The organism is Cysteiniphilum sp. JM-1 (assembly GCF_008711525.1).
Taxonomy (GTDB): Bacteria; Pseudomonadota; Gammaproteobacteria; order Francisellales; family Francisellaceae; genus Caedibacter.
The window spans coordinates 124,444-143,359 of record NZ_VXKS01000002.1; the positions used below are offsets into that span (position 1 = coordinate 124,444).

Sequence of the window (18,916 nt, forward strand, 5' to 3'; positions counted from 1 at the left end):
GCCATAGCAAATTTGAGTTTTTAAAGCAGGTCAATGGGTCGCAATGTTTGAGTGTAAAGAGTTTGCGTAGCATCTGATTTAAAAGCGTTAGGAACTAACGCTCAAAATTAGAGCCGCGCCCCGTTTTACTTTTGTTCATCACTTTTTATCAGATGACATATCTTTTGGCTTAAAAGAATTATTACTATCTTTATTCCCGCTAGATTTAGCTAATACACTTGATGAACTATTATTTCTTGTAACGTATTTCTTTTCATTACCTTGATTAGGATTAAAATCTATAAACTTATGTTTTTTTCCGTCATTGATTTGTAAAACTTCTTTTGGCGAACTTGATCTACTATTTCTTGCTGACAACTTATTAATACTCTGATTTATAATGATATTATTTGTTAGATCAGTTTTATTTTTCATGCTTGCACTATCATTATCTGGACTTAGCTTGGCGTTAGATAAGTTCTGATTGTTATAGGTATTATCATTTTTACCGAAACTAAATTCTGGATTTACAATATTTTTATCATCAGAGTTTTTTCGCGAACTTGTTTTACTACTTCTTTTGTCTCTGATAGCACTTAGCGTTTTAGAAATGTTATTATTTTTTTGGTTTTTATTATCATCGACGAGGTTTCTACTAATAGAATCGTTTATATTTGAATCAAAAGGAAGCTCGCTATTCTGTTTATTATTAGTTTCAGATAAAAGAATCCCCTTCTTATCGTCAATATTGGTTAAATTATCATTACTATGATCTGCATTATTCATACCGGTAGTATCAGTTATTATTTTTTCATCAGCGTTTTTAAAACTAGTTCGATACTTGCTATTCAGACCATCAATCTTTCCATATATTTCTTCTATTGAATAATTATCAAGCACAAATTTAACAACATAATTTACTGCTTTGTCGCCATTATCAATACCAAATGACTTCAATTGATCAGTGAAGTGAGTTTTCCACTTACTAAGCATACTATCAATATCTTTACTGGCATTATCCAAAAGTTTCATAAAATCTGATTGATATTCCTCGTTTTCGATATCCTTCTTATTGTCTGTTATTTGTGCAATTATTCTTTTTTTTGCCTCTTCCAATATATTGTTTATTTTATCACCAGGTGATTCATGAGTAGAAGTTTTATTTTTTAGTGAATGATTGCCATCACTCTTATCAATATTCTCTTCTATTTGATTTCTATCGACAAGCTCATGATTTAGATTATCTGATGAAATTACGCGATTATGTGATCTTTCAATTGAACGTATAAGTGTTTTATTGTTAACTTGATTTTCACGCTCCAATATTCTTGGCTCGAGTAGGCTATTGCTTATGTCCTCAGCCTTTTTTCTCTTTTCAGCTATTTGACTCTTTTTAGCTTCTTCTCTCTCTTTAGCTTTTTTTATCTTTTCAGCTTTTTTGCTCTTTTCAGCAACAAGACGTTTATTTACAGAAATAAAATCATAAATATCTTTGTTTTCCTCAGCATTCGTTATTTTGTTTCGTTTCTCTAATAAAATCGCTTGATTTTTTTGATATTCTTGCGTTAACTGTGATCTATATTCGCCTTTTTCTTTTGAACTTTGACCATTACTCTCGACTAGAAAGTGAGGCTTTTTGTGTGATTTGCTTAATAATTGAGTATCGATACGAGATAATTCTTCAGCAACAGCCTTTCTGCGATTCAATACATCATTAATTTTAGCAATATCTTTATTACGTAAACAGTCTAAATTATTCTGTTGAATTTCATCTCCCATCTTGAGTAGATTATTTCTTTGTACAAAAAGCTGATCAATAGTAGAAGCTTTTTCATTATGACCTAGGTCAGCTAAACTAGCTATAATTTCTTGCTTTTTCTCTGAATAAAGATGCTCTAAATGCCTAACATCTTTAGTGGCTTTATCAAGCGAGTGCTGTATTTGTGAAACTAAAGACTTAATTTCGACAATTGAATTCAGTAATGCATTTTTTTCATCCTTTTTTTCATCCTTGTCTTTGATTCTTTTCAAAGAGCCTCTCTTATCATTTAATTCACGAGCTAATTCCCCTTCACGGAGCTTAAAATTCTTTACAGAACAACTAGTATCTTTCAATTTTTCTTCAATGATCCAAAAGCTTTCAGCTAGTGATCGAAGACTTTTATAATCTTGAAATATATTTTTGATTTCAGAAGTATTATTATTATATTCTTCTTTAAAAAATATGCTATTTTTTTCTTGATTTCGATATTTTGGATCATTCATAGATGATGATAATTCTGATTTCACATATTCTCTGATATAAATATTACCTTTATCAACTTCAGCCTCATTTAGAACAGAGTCAATCATTTTCTCAACATCAGCTAGTTTAGACTCTTCAACCTTATGTTGATGTTTTTTAGATGCTTCTGCCCTGTTTTTATAAGATTCTAAAATACGCTTAGATTTGTTTTCTTTATTCTCTTTAATACCTTTTTTCTCTGCTTTTATCCTATTCGTAAAGATATCAACGCCGCCCTCAGCTGCAATCATTTTCTCAAAAGCATTTATTGCAATACTCATGCTTTTATTCTTTTCGATTAATCTCTTTAAAATAACATTAAGTTTTACGCTATCATCATTATCATGCTGCTGAAAATTCTCCATTTTTTCTCTGCTACTTTTATTTTCATAGATTGAGCTAAAGGCTTTGCCATCCTCTAGCTCAGCATTCTCCGCGTCTCTTAGAATTTTTTTGAGCTTTTCAGCATGCTGACGTTGTAAACCTAACAACTGATATCGTAATTCATCAAAATCATTTCTCTCTAAAAGCATTCCAATAAAATATACACGACCAGAAATGCTGCTACCATTAACTTTTATATTTTGAAGCTCAGCAGCAATTAGATTATCTTTATCTAACTGCACTTTATTATCTTCTTGCTGGTCTTTAGTTATACTGACTAGTTTCAGTGAGCTGCTTTCTTCACCATGAAAGTTTACTTGCGATTTTTGAGTGTATTGAATCTCGTCAATAGTTGGAATGCCTTGATCTTTCAAAATTGAGTCTAAGGCATATTCAAATTTAAGATTAAACTTATTATCATCACTTACTTTTTGTTGTACTGCAAAATAGTAATCAGATTCATCAACACTCAGTTTAAAAAGCAATGGCTGATCTAAATTACCTTTTATACTGTCTTTCATGCCATATGCATCACCATACTCTGGAATCAACAAAGGCGCATAAAAAGGAGAATCCATCTTGTAACCAAGGATGGTAGTTTTATATTCTAACTTCTCTTCTACCTGATACTTTTGATTTTTTTTATCATCAACACCATCTGGGACTAATTTTTTTGAAATTGGTAGTTCAAGGTTAATCGAATGTGAAAAGATATTGCCACTATACATCTTGCTAAAACCATTTAAATCAAACTGATTGCTGTATTGACTAATATCTGTCAGCTTAATCAGTTGATTCTCTAGTGAAACTGCATTTAATAAATGAACCTGTTCCGCTCCAATTTTTTCCCCCTTATACAACACACTAACAGATACCAATACTTTAAATAATCCTGGCGTCTTAATCAGCTCAGGGTTCAAATGTAATTCAAAGCCTGCTTCATAACTTGCTTGATCACGCTCATCAACACTAAGCCTGTATAACCCGCCACCCAATTTAAAGACCTTATCACTATGAACTTGTACGGCAGAAACATTGTCGCCCGCTTCAATCTTAATAACCAATTGTAAATCTTCTGCTTTAATAGATTTATCTAAGTCAAATTCAACAGCATATCGCTTGCCGAAGTTATCAGTTAGTACTTTTACATCATTTGTATCAGTCACAAAGTTCTGAATACTTGGCAAATTGATCGAAGGGCTTTTTTCATTTACACTTTTATTTCCTTCACTTCGAGGCATAACTATAGTATTAGCATCGTTAACATTAACATCGCCATTATCTTTCAACTCAGATTGACCTTTTTGACCTTTTTCAAGTTGTTCAGAGACACTACCTGTACCGGGCTGTGATATCGATGGCGAGTGCTGTGCTGGTAACTGTACGCCATTGCCACTACTACCCCCTCCGCATGCACCTAGCAACATACTCATCGTAACGATGCTGATTGTTTTATATTTCTTGGCAATAGTGACTAGCATTTGTTGTTTCTCCTTTATCATATAGATTGTTTTTTCTTTCATTTTGGTTTATTTAACTTTGCTAAAAGCTTGCTCTTTATAAGGGATGCCCCACGAATCAAACCTGCGTCCATATTAGCGATCAATGAATGCAGTTTTATATGCATTAAATGAATGAACAAGAATCGAAAAATAAACAAAATGTATCACAGTGTTTCAGTAAATATATGGCTTCGACTAGCGCTCAGCCAACGGGTTAATCGTTCCCTAAGCTAAGTCGAAGGGAAGTGGTGCAAAACTTTAATGGGCACCAAGACGGTAATTCAAGAAATCTATTTCGTGATTTTGGGGATGAAATCACATCAAAAATCACTTTGAGCGCTTTTAAATTATTGATATAGCAATGCTTTGAATGACATATATTAAGCAGTCACAATTTTCAATTCATTTGTATTTTTTTGCTCTAATAGCAAAGAAGCTTAATCCTAACGAGTTAGGCTAAAATGTAATAATAAGGAGCTTAATAATGACAACAAGAAACACCCCTAAAAAATCAAGAAAACACGCCATAAAAAGCATACTATTATTAACATTAGGTATGTCAGGTTGTGGCGGCAGTGGTAGCGATGCAATTACACCCACCTCAGAAACTGGACGCAAATCATATAACATGGTTTCTACGAGCTTAACGAACACCATGAAAATTATTCCTTTTGACTATGAAGATCAGGTTGATGTTGTGGTTGAGTCTAGTCAGCGTATTGGCGTTGCGGCTTTGGCAACACCATGGCAGTATCGTGTAACAGGTGATCTTGAAGCTGTTTCAATCACTAAAGATGGCAATAAATTACGCATCAAAAATACCAATAAAACTGGAACTAACCAGCAATGTCGTATTGGCATTACCGTTGCTGGCGAGGAAGTCAGCTCTTTCAAGTTTATCTCATTGGCTGACAAACCTTATGATTATCTGATTAAATCTAGCAGTGGAGATACCAATTACTTTTTAGTTGTAGATCCTTTGTATCAGTTAGAAGCAGATCTACAACACTCATTAGAAAAATCGCTTTATCTAGGCATTGCATCAACACTTAAACAAAGTAATCAAGCAAATCAAAATCGTCTATATCACACTGTTGAAGCCTACCTCACATCACAACACTTTAACCATTTTATTGACTTTGATGGCAATGCCAGTAAACAACAAAGACATCAATTGATTCAATATCTTGCTCATGAGGCTGGCATTGCTAATATTTCAAGTGAGCTTGATACTTTTATGAATCACTACGATATAAAGTATAAGACATTGAAGTTTACAACCAATGCCCCACTTAGATTGGATAAAACCTTTCATCGTGATATCTACTTTAGTGATCAACTAAATGTCACAACGGATATTTCACATCAATCGCCTGACTTTATCATTGGCACATATGAGTATAATAGTAATCCAACTAGGTATTTTTTAATCCAACCGCACGATAGTAGCAATATGGTATCAGAAGACGTAATTGAGCATTATACAGACAGTAGTGATCATAGCATCACTTCGCATAACCCATCTTTAGATGGCGCTTCTTATATTACCTCAAGCCTTAATACACCTAACCCAAGTACTTCTAATAATCACACTGCATTTTCTTATGATACAGTCAATTATGGTCATAGAAAAATGTCAGAAAACAGCAATCATGTTAGTCATCTCGATCAAATCGACACTGATTCACTCCATGCGCTTTCAAATAACTCAAATATTAATCTGCAAAACACTGAAATTAATCACATCGATCCACGTCAAAATCATACACCACGATCCATTGAAACTAATATATCAAATAATATCAGGTCTCAAAATACTCAGATAGATTCAAGGATTTCTGAGACCTCAAATACACAAGCTACTACTACCAAGCTACCTAATATTCCTAATATTCCAAGTACACAAGCTAATACCAACATACCGAAGATTCCTAACATCCCCAATATTCATAATACTGCTAATATACCCAAAATTCCTAACATGCCCAAGATTTCAAATAATACTAATATACCGAAGATTCCTAACATATCTAATAACCAAAGCACTGCAGATATTAGCCAGCAAAAAGCTAATCTGAACAACAATAATCAAGCTGTCAATATTGTTTCTGAGGCTTTTATTGATGTCATATCAAAAGGTGGCAACAATGCTTTTATTAAAAATGCAAAAGGTTTTTATGCAAACCACACCATCAATTTCGAGGAAATGTTAAAAGCTTCTTTCTTAAAGGGTTTGCGTGATGCTTTACATCAGACATCAACTGCTTATTTGCCTATTACAAAGTCAGTCTACAACAAGCTGATTGGTAACCTTAAGTTAGACTCGCTAAATAGCTTTGATAATACACGACTATTCGATAAATTTGTGGATGCTTATATGGTTTTATATAAAGATAGCTCGATCGTGCTACCACGCATGTCAGAAGTCGGCAGTAATGATGCCATTAAATTATCAAGCTATTACGGTGTTGCTAATATGGTTCTTAGCATATATAACAACTTTAGAGTTACTGTTAATAACACAATTACCAATTTAGATTTAATTAATCATCTGGCATTTTATGATGAGTCAAAGCTTTCAGACTATAAGCGCTATGTTTTGCTGCAAATGATCAATAAATTATCACCCGCTAGATTGGCAACGATGGGTATTAAAATGGACATCTCAGAGGATAAACAAAATGATACTTCATTTAATAAGGCACTTGCTGATTTCATCTTTGCCTTAAAGGACGAAAAGTATCTCAACTCGTTAAAAATAAAAGCGCAACAAAATGAATTAAGTCGAGTAGACCAAGAGCGTGAAATTGTCAAAGATATCGTGCGTAAAGCAGACATTCTGAAAAATTATTTACAGCGTAATCTTCTTCAACATATTAAAGATACTGCTTCAATGACAAATTGGCAAAGTCAACTATTTGACGCAATTGATAAGCAGAGCAATGATGCAAGTAAACGCCAAAATTTATTGATTTTAATTGATCGAAACCTAAAAGAAGGTAAAGAAAACAACGCAAATATCTTTGATTTTATTAAAAAGACAATGGATCAAAAAACTCAAGCATCAAAACTTAATCAACTTGCCCAACAGCTTGATAAGCAAAGCCCATTTTATGACTTAGTAAGTAATGTCATACAAGACTACACTAATGAAAAGCGAACTGTTTCACCTGAGCGGATCAAAAATGGTCAGATTACCATTACATCTCTCGATGATATTAAGAAGGAACTAAATTTTTAGATAACAACTAAATACTCAGCCAACAGCCCCAATCGTTCCCTGAGCTAAGTCGAAAGGAAATAGGGAAATATAGCGATAATATATGGATGGCTTCGACTGACGCTCAGCCAACAGCCCCAGTCGTTACTTGAGCCCAATCGAAGAGAAATGCAGTTCATCACTATTTCTAAACACCCTATTCTTTGCTAGACTTTAAAGCAATTATACTTTGACCTAAAGCACCCGTGACCTCATGAAAAATTTACCGATAGGTTATTCAAGCTTAACCGAAATGATCAGCGGCAACACGCTTTATGTTGATAAGACAAAACATCTTTATGACATCACCGCTGAAGGCAAATACTATTTTCTATCACGTCCACGACGATTTGGCAAAACACTGACGCTTGATACGTTGAAGCAATTATTTCTTGGTAAGCGTGAACTTTTTAAAGGCCTATATATTGCAGATAAATGGAATTTTGACGAGACATTTCCAGTGATTCATCTGAGCTTTGGGCGTTCTAAAGCGGTGTTTTCTGAGGAGTCATTGTTACAATGGATCGCGCGCGAGTTAAGTGATCATGCCAAACACTATGGCATTGAGCTGGATACCAGTGCGCATTATGACCTACAACTTGATCAACTGATTAAAGCCCTCTATCAACAACATAAACAACGCGTTGTATTTTTGGTGGATGAATATGACAAACCCATTCTTGATGTGATTACTGACCCTGATCAGGCAATCAGAAATCGTGAGATCTTAAAAGGGCTTTATAGTGTAATTAAAGACAATGACCATTGTTTGCGTTTTGTGTTCCTAACCGGTGTTTCTAAGTTTTCTAAGGTCAGTTTATTTAGTGGTTTAAATAATCTCGAGGATATTTCCTTTCATCAGCGCTACGCAGATTTATGTGGTTACACCCAAAAGGAACTTGAAACAACTTTTGCTGATTATCTCAAAGATGTTGATTTGCTAAAGCTCAAAACCTGGTATAACGGCTACAACTTCGCAGGCAATGAAACACAGAAAGTGTATAACCCCTTTGATATTCTGTTGTTTTTCAGAAATAAGCAATACCAAAGCTATTGGTTTGAAACCGGCACACCCAGCTTTCTCGTGAATCTTATCAGTCAGCGTCGTGATATTATTCCTGATCTTGAGCAGTATAAGGCAACACCTGATGCATTAAACAGCATTGACGTTAATAATATGCCAATTGCTGCCTTGATGTTACAAAGCGGTTATTTAACGATTAAAGAGCAATTCTACTTTGGTCAAGATCTCTGGTATCGCTTGGGTTATCCTAACTTTGAAGTCAAAACGGCTTTAAATAGACAGCTTACTAAAATCGGCATCACACAAGAAGACGCTACCGCTAATCAGCTCGCGATTAATCGCGCTTTATTAACCGATGACTGGCAGCAATTTAAAAAAGCCATTCAAAGCTTTTATAGCAGCATCCCTTATGATTATTATGCTAATACGCCACTAAGCCGTTATGAAGGGTATTATTGCGCGATTATTTATAGCTATTTCGCAGCACTTGGCTATGAGGTTAAACTCGAAGATCACACCTCTGAAGGACGTATTGATATGTCGATTATCATTCCAAACAACAAGGTGATTATTTTTGAGTTTAAAGTGAGCAATGGTGAAGATCTCTCACAAAAAGCTTTGCAGCAAATCATGGATAAAAACTATGCCCTGAAATTCACTCATCTTAAGCTGCCGATATATCAAGTTGGTATTTCATTTGATCATCATCAACGTACCGTTAATGGCTTTGAGGTTGTTAAGGTTTAACTGTTGAGTGTTATTCATAACTTAATCGTTTCTTAGGATTTGATAAACTACGATCATTGATGATCATGCTTTCGGAACGATTACGCTGTTTATATAAGGACTCATAAATACTATTGCGATAGCAAGAGCTAAAAATACTATCTTTAAATCTGTTACTATCACTAAGCATTATTTGCTGAGGTGACTGCTGTGATAGTTGTTTGATTTTTTCATTATATTCGATTTCCTTATAGGCAAATGCTTCTAGTTCGTCTTGATAGACTTGTTTTGTGATGCTAAGTTCATCTTTTAATAAAGAAACTTTACTTTCAAGTTTTATAATTTTATATAGCGCATTCTCAAGATTTTGCTCAATAATGCGACTAGCCTTTTTCACAGCGTCAGCATTTTGTTTCAAGGCATCATATCTGGTTTCGAGACCTTCTAACTCATTATCTTTTCTTTCAAATAGTTGCTCATTATCACTCAATTTTGTTGATAAATTGTTCACATTGGTTATCAGATCATTATTATAAGTTATTAACTCATCATTAAGCTGCTTATAATTGCTATTGTCTTGCTTTAACCGTCTATTTTCATCGCTGATTTGTTGCTCCCTTTCTATGTATTTAGTCTTTTGAAAAGATAACAACTCTAACTTCTTGTTTAACTCAATAATATAGTCATCCGTTGTCTGTACTTGAACATCTGCCACCTCAACTTGAAGCTCTTCTTGATCGATATAAGACGCTTGAGTATTTCTATCACTTGCAAAACTATTATTGTGCGATGAAAAATAATCAACATACTCAATATGATCGTTTGCTGATTGATGATTTTGCTGGATATATTGATAAAATATCTTAAGCTCATCAACTATCTTTGTGCGTAAGTCATTTAGTTGTGATGGCGTCTCCATCACATCAGGCTCTGCTGAATTTGCTATTGATGATCGCTCTTGAAGTTGACCGTTATCTGAACTGGTTAATTGAAAATACAACTCAATCATTTGTAAGATCTTATCCGAAAATTCTTTAACATTAATATTTTCGATCATTATCTGATCTGTCATCTGCTCATTAGGTGCAAATAGCTGTTGTGACTGGTGCAATATCTGTTCCTGTTTTCTTTGCAACTGACGATCCATTTCAAGCAAATCTTTCCTTTTAACTATCGTTTGAGTGTCAAGTTCATCGATTCTATTATTTTTAAGCGTTATGCTGTCATCATACTCTGAAAGCAAGGTATTTTTTTGAGCTAATAACTGACGATTTGAAATAATATCATCGTTTATGTTTGAAAGTTCGCATTGCTTTAAGTCTATCTCCTCATTTATAGCAATATACGACTGTTGTTTGGTATCCAACGCTCTGGTTAACTCAACTAGCGTTGTTTGATATTGACTTAACTGATTATTTTTTTGCTCAAGCTCCTGCTGTTTCAGACTAATCTGATCCATTATTGTTTGTAACCTTTGCTGCTTTGTATCAACTTCGAGCATGACGTCTGCAAGATTTACTTCATATTGGTTTAGCTGATTGGCTTTGTCTTCAAGTTTCTCGCTGTACGCCAATACCGACTCTTCTTTTTGCCGTAAGTCGATATTTAAAAGAGCTAATGAAATATTTTGTTGATTCAAGCGAACATTCTGTTGTTGAGCTAATTGATCAAGTATTTCCAATTGTGATTGCTTATGATGCATTTGCTCGTCCATCTCATTGAGTCTGTTATAAGCTGCTGCAATTTTATACTCAACATGCTGAAGTTCACGCTCTTTTTGTTTCAATGACGGGTTATTACTGCCCTGAGACTCGGGGTTAAAGTCAATACCATTACCAGAAGACTTACAACCTAGTAGCAATGGTGCTAATATCATTAAAGCTGATAGCTTGAAAATAATGGCACTACTGGATGACAGTTTACTTATGGCAGACATTTTAACCACACTTTGTTATGATTTTGACTATCCAAAACACTAATCAATTTAGGGCTTTAAAAATATAGTCACTATGTATAAGAGTGTGTCAAATGCATCATTTATGGGCTAGGCTTAGCTATCTTTAGCCCAAAGCGTAAAAGAAGCAAAGGAAAAAGCGCTATAAATGATTTACGATGGATATATATTTATTTGATCACGCAAGTTTAAGGGGAATATCTACCCATATTTCTGTGCCCTGCCCCAATACGCTCGTTACGCCAAACGTGCCATTTAAAGCTTCAAGATTTTGCTTGACTAAAGCTAAGCCAAACCCTGTACCATGTACAGCACTCTTGCGATGCTTTTCAGCACGAAAACCTATCTCAAATATGCGTTCTTTATCCTCTTTGGCAATGCCCGCTCCCGTATCAGCAACTGTAATTCTTAGCAAAACACCTTCCTTAAGCGGTTTAAGTATTTGAACAATAACCTCAATTTTACCTTCAAACGTATATTTGACTGAGTTTGACAACAGATTACGTAATATTTGCATTAGCCGTATATAGTCCCCCTTGAGTCTAGGGATATGCTTGGGCATGAAGAAATGATCCAGTACAATGTGACGGCTCCCAATCGATACCATCGCGAGATTTAACTCTTGTTGTACTAATTTCTCAATATCAATCGTTACACCGTCACAAGCATTGACCTGAGTAAGGTCTTTGGAGTAGCGATATAGCTGCTCTGTCATCTCAGAAACAGCATATATCCCTTCTGATACAAGCGCTAAACTCCGATGAAACTGATCATCTTTGATCTTAGCAGAGTGGGTTTTCAAAAGTGCTAAATTAGACAATACACCAGTAATAGGCGTCCGCAAATCATGATGAAAGTTATGTATAAACTCTTGAATCCTTACTTTTTCAGCCTCTAACTCAACCGTTTTAGTTGCTAAAGCTTCTTCTTTTTGTTTGCGATCGGTGATATCAATTGCGATCCCTATAACACCACAACAGCCACCATCCGTACTCTTCAATGGAGATTTTGAACTTAAATAAATAAACTCTTTCTGATCTTGTTCTTGTCTGATTATTGTTTCCTCTATCTGTAGAACTCCATAAGAAAACAACGCTTTTTTATCATTTATAGCAAGAGACTCACCATACATACCCCAGTTGATTTCAGTATCTTTTTTACCAATAATCTCACTTACCGACATACCCACCACTGCTGCCATTGATGCATTACAACCTAGATAATACCCATCAAGATCTTTCCAGAAAACATTTGCAGGAATCTGATCAATCAACTGCTGAAGTATGTTATTTGATTGACTCAGTTCCATACCAAGCTTTTCATTTCCATATTTGAGTTGCGCTTCTGCATGTTTTTGCTTAGTAATATCAACAGATACAGCTACCACTCCAATGACTTTGCCGGCATAATCTTTTAAGCAGCTTTTTTTTGATAAAAATACTAAGACATTCCCCGCTGAATCAGGATATTCTTCCTCAAATTCTATTACGCCACCACTTTGTAATACTTTTTTGTCGTTTTCTATAATCTCTGAAGTATACTTATTCGTATGCTCAAAATCCATTTCAGACTTGCCAATAATCGACTCTGCAGAACATTCTTGTCCCAATAATATTTCAACATTTTTCCTATTAGTTCCCAGAATATCTCCATCGGCACTTTTCCAGTAGATGCGCACATCCACTTGATCAATAACCTGTCTTAATAGGGAACTCTCCGCCATCAATTTGGCATTATCTTCTTCCAGTTGTTGGATCCTATTTCTTAGCGAACTATCTATTTCTGTAGTCATATATCAACCTCAATGGCAAATATGGCTTCGACTATGCTCAGCCAACATTCATACAACTAGATAATCTCTCGTCAAGCAATACTTATAAAAAGAATATCTAGAGAACGAATTATACTCATCTTGTCTTTAAACGGTTGCAATAAGATATTCATCAGCACCAATTAAATAAGCTGCAACGGCAACCGCCCCCAATACAAAAATAAGTGTCGGGATTTCTCTTTTTATTTTCTTTATCCAATCCTGTAACTTAGGCGCAAACTTTGTACTCTTATAGCTAAATTCCACCTCATACTTCGACCAATGCTTGTTAACCTCCTCGATAATATTCATATGATTTGCCGCAACCTTAACGAGCTTTAAATATTTTGCATACTTACGCGTATTATTATCTCTAATCTTATAACCAATCTGCTTGGTTGCTTTAAAAAGAACCGTAGTTATATGCTCTAATTTTCCTGTCGGTTTACAATTCCCAATCGCTATGTCATAATCTTTATTCATTAAAATTTTTTGTGCATAATTTGGTTCCAAATTAGCAATCCTTTCATTAATATAATTATCAATTTTTTGACCACCTTTCTCCGGATTAAAATGCGGATGATACCTTAGTGAACGACCATAAGGAATGTGTGAATCCAGAATAATTAATCTGACATTAGTTTGCCCTTGCTGCTCAAGCCAATATGCCATTTCTAAAGCAATAAGCCCCCCTAATGACCAACCAACTAAAGTCAATTTATGGGCATCTTTCACATTAGGACTTAATCTCAGATAACATAAATACTGCTGTGCTATCTCTGACAAAGTTGTGATTTTATTATCATTCCCAAAGTTATAGTTCTCAATACCTAAACAAAGATATGATAACGAAAGTTTATCCACTAATGTTTGATAAACCTCACAACCCGCAAAAGCAGGATGGATAAAACAAAATACATGATCACTCGCTTTTGTTTGAGATAAGACCTTAAGGTGATGTTGCGCATCGGGCGTACAATCCTTAATAATAGTCGATATTGTTTTTAGCCTAAAAACATCTGCAACTCTTATCTCACTTTGCAAAATTTTCGACATTCGATACGCAATCGTAATCGCTAAGACAGAGTTACCCCCTAAGTCAAAAAAGTTATCGTCTACTCCAACTACTTTGATATTTAAAACGCTCTGCCACAACTCACAAAGTGCTTTTTCTATCTTTGAAAGAGGCTCCACATATTGTTGATTAACGAAATGAGGCTCCGGTAGAGCAGATCGATCAAGTTTACCATTAATCGTCAATGGCAAGCTTGGCAATTCTATAAGCATTGATGGTAACATATAATCAGGTAGAAAGAGCTTAAGTTCATTGTGTATAGCCTCATGACTCAAGTCTCTTTGATTGTCCCTATCCAAGACATAATAGCCAACAAGGTAGCAATTGTCTTGATGACTATTCTTTGCTATAACGCAACTTTGCTTAATCCCTACAATTTGAGACAATCTACTTTCAATCTCGCCAAGCTCGACTCGATAACCTCGAATTTTGATTTGAAAATCTGAACGCCCGATATATTCAATACAGCCATCTGCCTGATATCGGCAAATATCACCTGTTTTATATAATCTTTGGCTTACTAGGCTTTTGGATGGCGTTACTTGATTAACTAAGTAATTCTGAAAAAAAGATTTGTCTGTTAGCTCTGGTTTATTTAAATAGCCACGAGCTAATCCAACACCACCAATATAAAGCTCTCCTAATCCTCCCTGTATGACAGGTTTAAGATTGTGATCCAATAAATAGAGTTGCTCATTATCCAAAGGACGACCTATAACTGCATAATCAGACGATTGATTGATTTTATAAATTGCACTCCAAATCACAGTCTCTGTTGGACCATAAACATTATAGACCGCCATAAAACTTGATAATAGCGACTCTATAATCTTTTCATTTGCAAGTTCACCGCCAACTAAGCATATTTTGTTTTTTAATTTATGTTGGTGTTGTTGGCATAACTCATATAAAACTCTTGGCGTTTGCTGCACAATATTGCATCTATCTAAATCTTGATCATTAACATCATGTATTGATGACAAAACAACTGTACCACCATGAGCGATCGCTAGAGCATATTCAAGTCCAAATATATCAAATACATAATTAGTTAGACTGAGTATGTTTATAGTTCCAACGCCCACTAGCTTATGATTGAATCGGGATATAAAAGATACATAAGCTTCATGCTCAATCATGACACCTTTGGGTTTTCCCGTTGTGCCTGAAGTATAAATAACATAGGCAAGATCACTTGAGCTACTATAGCCAATCAAATTATGTGAATCTCCTTTATAACAGTCGCTTTTATCAACTAAAATACACTTAATATCTTCTTTTATTGCGATGTAAAATGGGCAATTGTTCAAAACGTTTGACTGTGTTAATAAAAGCTTGCTCTTAGTGTCTTTAAGGATATACACAATACGCTCTTGTGGAAAATTAGGATCAATTGGAACATAGGCAGCTCCTGCTTTTAATACAGCAAAAATAGAGATGATCATTTCCAGTGAGCGCTCAAGAAATAATGCAATCAATGTATCTGGCATTAATTCATTACCCGTCATCAATAAAAAAGATTCTCTTATATGACGCGCCAATTGATTGCTTTTTATATTGAGTTCTTGATATGTCAACTCCTTTCCCTCATAAACAATCGCAATATTATTCGGTGTTTTCGCGACTTGTTCCTCAAAAAGCTGATATATGGTTTTGTCTTTTGGAAAAGGTGCTTCTGTGCTATTCCAATCATAAACCACCTTCTGATAATCTTTAGCACTTAAAAGGCTGATTTCTGAAATTTTGTGATCAAGTGACTTTTCTAAGCCTTCTAATAATATAGAGTAACTATCCAAAAGTGACTCAACAAAATACCGAGGATATCTGGCAGATTCAAATTCAACTCGACATAAAAGCTGATCTTGCTTTAAATCAAGTTCAAAATACAATCCATGCTTGACATAACCTGAATGTGAATTAATTTGAGTTTGCATATAAGGATAATGCAGTACTTCTTCAGGTTGTAAGTTAAACTGGATATCCGATAACTGCAGTACCTGCTCACGATCGATTGCTAGCAAGCTTTCATAAGGCAATGCCTGTTCAATCGATTCAATGACTTTTTTATGAGTATTTACAAGATGCTCTTTTAGCGTTTTATTTTGTGTGATGTTAGCATCAATAATGACATTATTGATAAAGCATCCTGCTACCGATTGACATTGAGGAACATACATTCGCTCATCAATATTCGTAATCACAGCAAAATGTGTTTGCTGAGATATCTTGGCTAACATCAGTGTAAACAAACCATACAATACAGAATATTCACTGATCTTAAGTGAATTGGCAACATACTTAATTTGATGCCTTAGCTGTGTTGCCCAATTGCAACTTAATTGTTGACCTTTGACATCCTCTGTGGTTTTTGAAAAACCAAGATCAAGCGCTTCGTAGCTATCTAATTTTTGCTGCCAATATTTTATTTTTTGCTGCATATTTCGCTGATAGTGATCATTGATTGACATTGATAATGCAGTAAAATCTGCAATTGGTTGTTTAACCGATGACCTTTTGTCCTCTTGTAAGCAAAGATACAAATCAGGCAATATAATATTAGTTATTGATGTTGCATCTAAAAGTGCGTGAAAAAATGAAATAAATACATATTGTCTAGCATCGACATCAATCAGATAGAAGCGAATGAGCTTATCTTTTTCAATATCAAAAGGTGTTTGATCTATTTGTCTGCAAAACAACTCAAGTTTACTGCCTTTATTAAGTTTAACATGCTGACATACCACAGATTGATCTAAATTTAAACGCCGATATAATTTTCCTTCTTGCTTTTCTTCATAGTAAGAACTATTCAGCAATTCATACTTCATCATCAAATAATCAATTGCAACTTTAAATACCTTAAAACTAATGTGCTCAGCATATTCAATAGTAAAACTTTCGTTATAAATCAAAGGGTTATTTGTTGCTAAGACATGACTTAATATACTTTTTTCAAAGTGATGTAAATCATCTGACTGCATTTGAGCTTGCGATGGATACTGTTCATATTGATTCTCGATGTATTCTAAAGATAACAGCTCCTTGATTGTTTTGCCTTTGATTAAGTCTAAAGCATCAAAATGGCAACCAACTAATTGCTTCATTCGTACAACCACATCAACCGCTAGTACTGAATTGCCGCCAAGGGCTAAAAAGTTATCCATCACACCAACTTTATCGACACTTAAAGCACCTTGCCATATTTGGCAAACTTTATTCTCTCTTTCTGTTGAGGGTGCAACATAGCCAGAAACGTCAACACTTACTTCAGGCAATGCTTTTTTATCTAATTTACCATTTGCCGTTAATGGAAAATCCTCAAGTTTAACAATAAAGTTTGGCACCATATACTCAGGCAAGAAGTTTTGTAAATGTTCTAAAATGGCTGAATGACTCAAATTTATTGCTTTATCCAAAGTGTAATAAGCTACTAATACCTGATGCTGGCTATCTGCCAGACAGGCTTTACTTTTTTCACTCGAGCTATTTACATGATATGTTTTGTTATTTAGCACTCTAACAACAACACAACACTGTCTAATGCCGTTTATTTTAGACAACACCTGCTCAATTTCACTTGTTTCAATTCTAAACCCTCTTATTTTGACCTGTGAATCATTACGTCCTACATATTCAATCTCGCCATTATCAAGTTCGCGTACTAAATCACCTGTTTTATACAAACGATCATATCCTAAGGTTTTCTCTATTGCGCTAGCAAAAGGATTAATAATAAATGCACTATCACTTAGCTTGGTTAAATTTAAATAGCCCCTTGCAAGCCCTATACCAGAAATGCATAATTCACCAACCTGACCTTTTTTACGTGGTTTTAAATCATCATCTAGCACATATAGTTTCATGTTATCAATTGGCTTGCCTATAGTCACTTTCTTATCTTTAGCACAATCATGAAAGCTCACTTCAATCGAGGCCTCAGTTGGTCCATAGAAATTATGTAGCGTACACATGACTCGATGCTCAAAAACTTCATAAAACTGATCTTTTATGCCATCTGAAAGAGCCTCTCCACTACAAAAAATACGCTTTAACTGATATTTAGTAATTGTCTTAGAAGCAATTGAGGATAAAAACACAGATAACATTGAAGGAACAAAATGTAGGACAGTAACCGCTTGATCAATGATTAACTGATGTAAATAATTGGCATCTTTATGACCATCAGGCTTTGCTATAACAATTGCCGCACCGTACCAGTTCGCCCACAATAGCTCCCAAACTGATACATCAAAACTGTAAGGTGTTTTTTGTAATACCCTATCTTCTGGACAAAGTGGATATTGCTTCTGCATGCATTGAATACGATTGACCACACCCTTTTGTGGCACCATCACTCCCTTAGGATGACCGGTTGTACCTGAAGTATAAATGACATAAGCTAAATCATCACCATTAGTGTCAACGTCGAGATTTCGTTTACTGTAGCTCTCAATCTCATGCATTTCATCAGCTTGCACAATCCCATCTTCATAACCCAACTTCTTCAGATTTTCCTTGTGCCATGACTGCGTGACAACCACTTTTGCATTAGTATCTTTCAAAATATAACGCACACGCTCATCTGGAAAAGTTGGGTCAATCGGAACATAAGCACCGCCAAGCTTCAAAACAGCTAATATAGCAATAACCATTTCAAATGATCTATCAAGATAAAGCGGTATCAAAACACCTTTACTGAAACTTTTCCCGACTTGACTTTCATAGTGTACTCTTATTTTTCTTGCCAACTGATTAGATCGACTGTTAAGCATCTCATAGTTGATACTTTTATCGCCAAATATTAATGCTTGTGACGTTGGTGATTTTTCTACTTGACGCTCAAACAACTGGTGAATGACTCTGCGATCATCTACTGACACATTATTTTCTTGACTACTTATCAAAACTTGACTTCCTTT

Annotated in this window: 6 protein-coding genes; 2 read left to right on the plus strand and 4 right to left on the minus strand. The window is 34.8% G+C overall.

The genetic code is table 11. The features are described 5' to 3' along the window. Nucleotides 1-138 precede the first annotated feature (138 nt). Nucleotides 139-4,170, minus strand: a complete 4,032-nt coding sequence (locus F3D68_RS01295; protein ID WP_151192727.1) for a hypothetical protein — start codon at nucleotides 4,168-4,170, stop codon at nucleotides 139-141. Between the two features lie 463 nt (nucleotides 4,171-4,633). Between F3D68_RS01295 and F3D68_RS01300 the strand changes: the two genes are divergently transcribed. Then, nucleotides 4,634-7,390, plus strand: a complete 2,757-nt coding sequence (locus F3D68_RS01300; RefSeq protein ID WP_151192728.1) for a hypothetical protein — start codon at nucleotides 4,634-4,636, stop codon at nucleotides 7,388-7,390. A gap of 232 nt (nucleotides 7,391-7,622) precedes the next feature. Beyond that, complete coding sequence (locus F3D68_RS01305) at nucleotides 7,623-9,179, plus strand: ATP-binding protein (RefSeq protein WP_151192729.1); 1,557 nt, start codon at nucleotides 7,623-7,625, stop codon at nucleotides 9,177-9,179. A 10-nt stretch (nucleotides 9,180-9,189) separates the two neighbouring features. On the opposite strand, the gene F3D68_RS01310 is transcribed toward F3D68_RS01305, so the two are convergent. The 3 genes from F3D68_RS01310 to F3D68_RS01320 form a co-directional block, all read right to left on the minus strand. After that, nucleotides 9,190-11,094 carry a hypothetical protein gene (locus tag F3D68_RS01310; protein WP_151192730.1) on the minus strand — a complete coding sequence of 635 codons (1,905 nt, stop codon included), beginning with the start codon at nucleotides 11,092-11,094 and terminating at the stop codon, nucleotides 9,190-9,192. A gap of 196 nt (nucleotides 11,095-11,290) precedes the next feature. Beyond that, a complete protein-coding gene (locus F3D68_RS01315) occupies nucleotides 11,291-12,904 on the minus strand; it encodes a PAS domain-containing sensor histidine kinase (RefSeq protein ID WP_151192731.1) in 1,614 nt (537 codons plus the stop codon). Between the two features lie 126 nt (nucleotides 12,905-13,030). Continuing rightward, entirely contained in the window at nucleotides 13,031-18,901 is a 5,871-nt protein-coding gene (locus F3D68_RS01320; RefSeq protein WP_151192732.1) for a non-ribosomal peptide synthetase, read from the minus strand. Nucleotides 18,902-18,916: the final 15 nt, after the last annotated feature.

Bases quoted from the DNA above. Each gene is read 5' to 3' on its own strand.
- F3D68_RS01300 (WP_151192728.1), top strand. From the start codon at position 4,634: ATGACAACAAGAAACACCCCTAAAAAATCAAGAAAACACGCCATAAAA.
- F3D68_RS01295 (WP_151192727.1), bottom strand. From the start codon at position 4,170: ATGAAAGAAAAAACAATCTATATGATAAAGGAGAAACAACAAATGCTA.
- F3D68_RS01315 (WP_151192731.1), bottom strand. From the start codon at position 12,904: ATGACTACAGAAATAGATAGTTCGCTAAGAAATAGGATCCAACAACTG.
- F3D68_RS01310 (WP_151192730.1), bottom strand. From the start codon at position 11,094: ATGTCTGCCATAAGTAAACTGTCATCCAGTAGTGCCATTATTTTCAAG.
- F3D68_RS01305 (WP_151192729.1), top strand. From the start codon at position 7,623: ATGAAAAATTTACCGATAGGTTATTCAAGCTTAACCGAAATGATCAGC.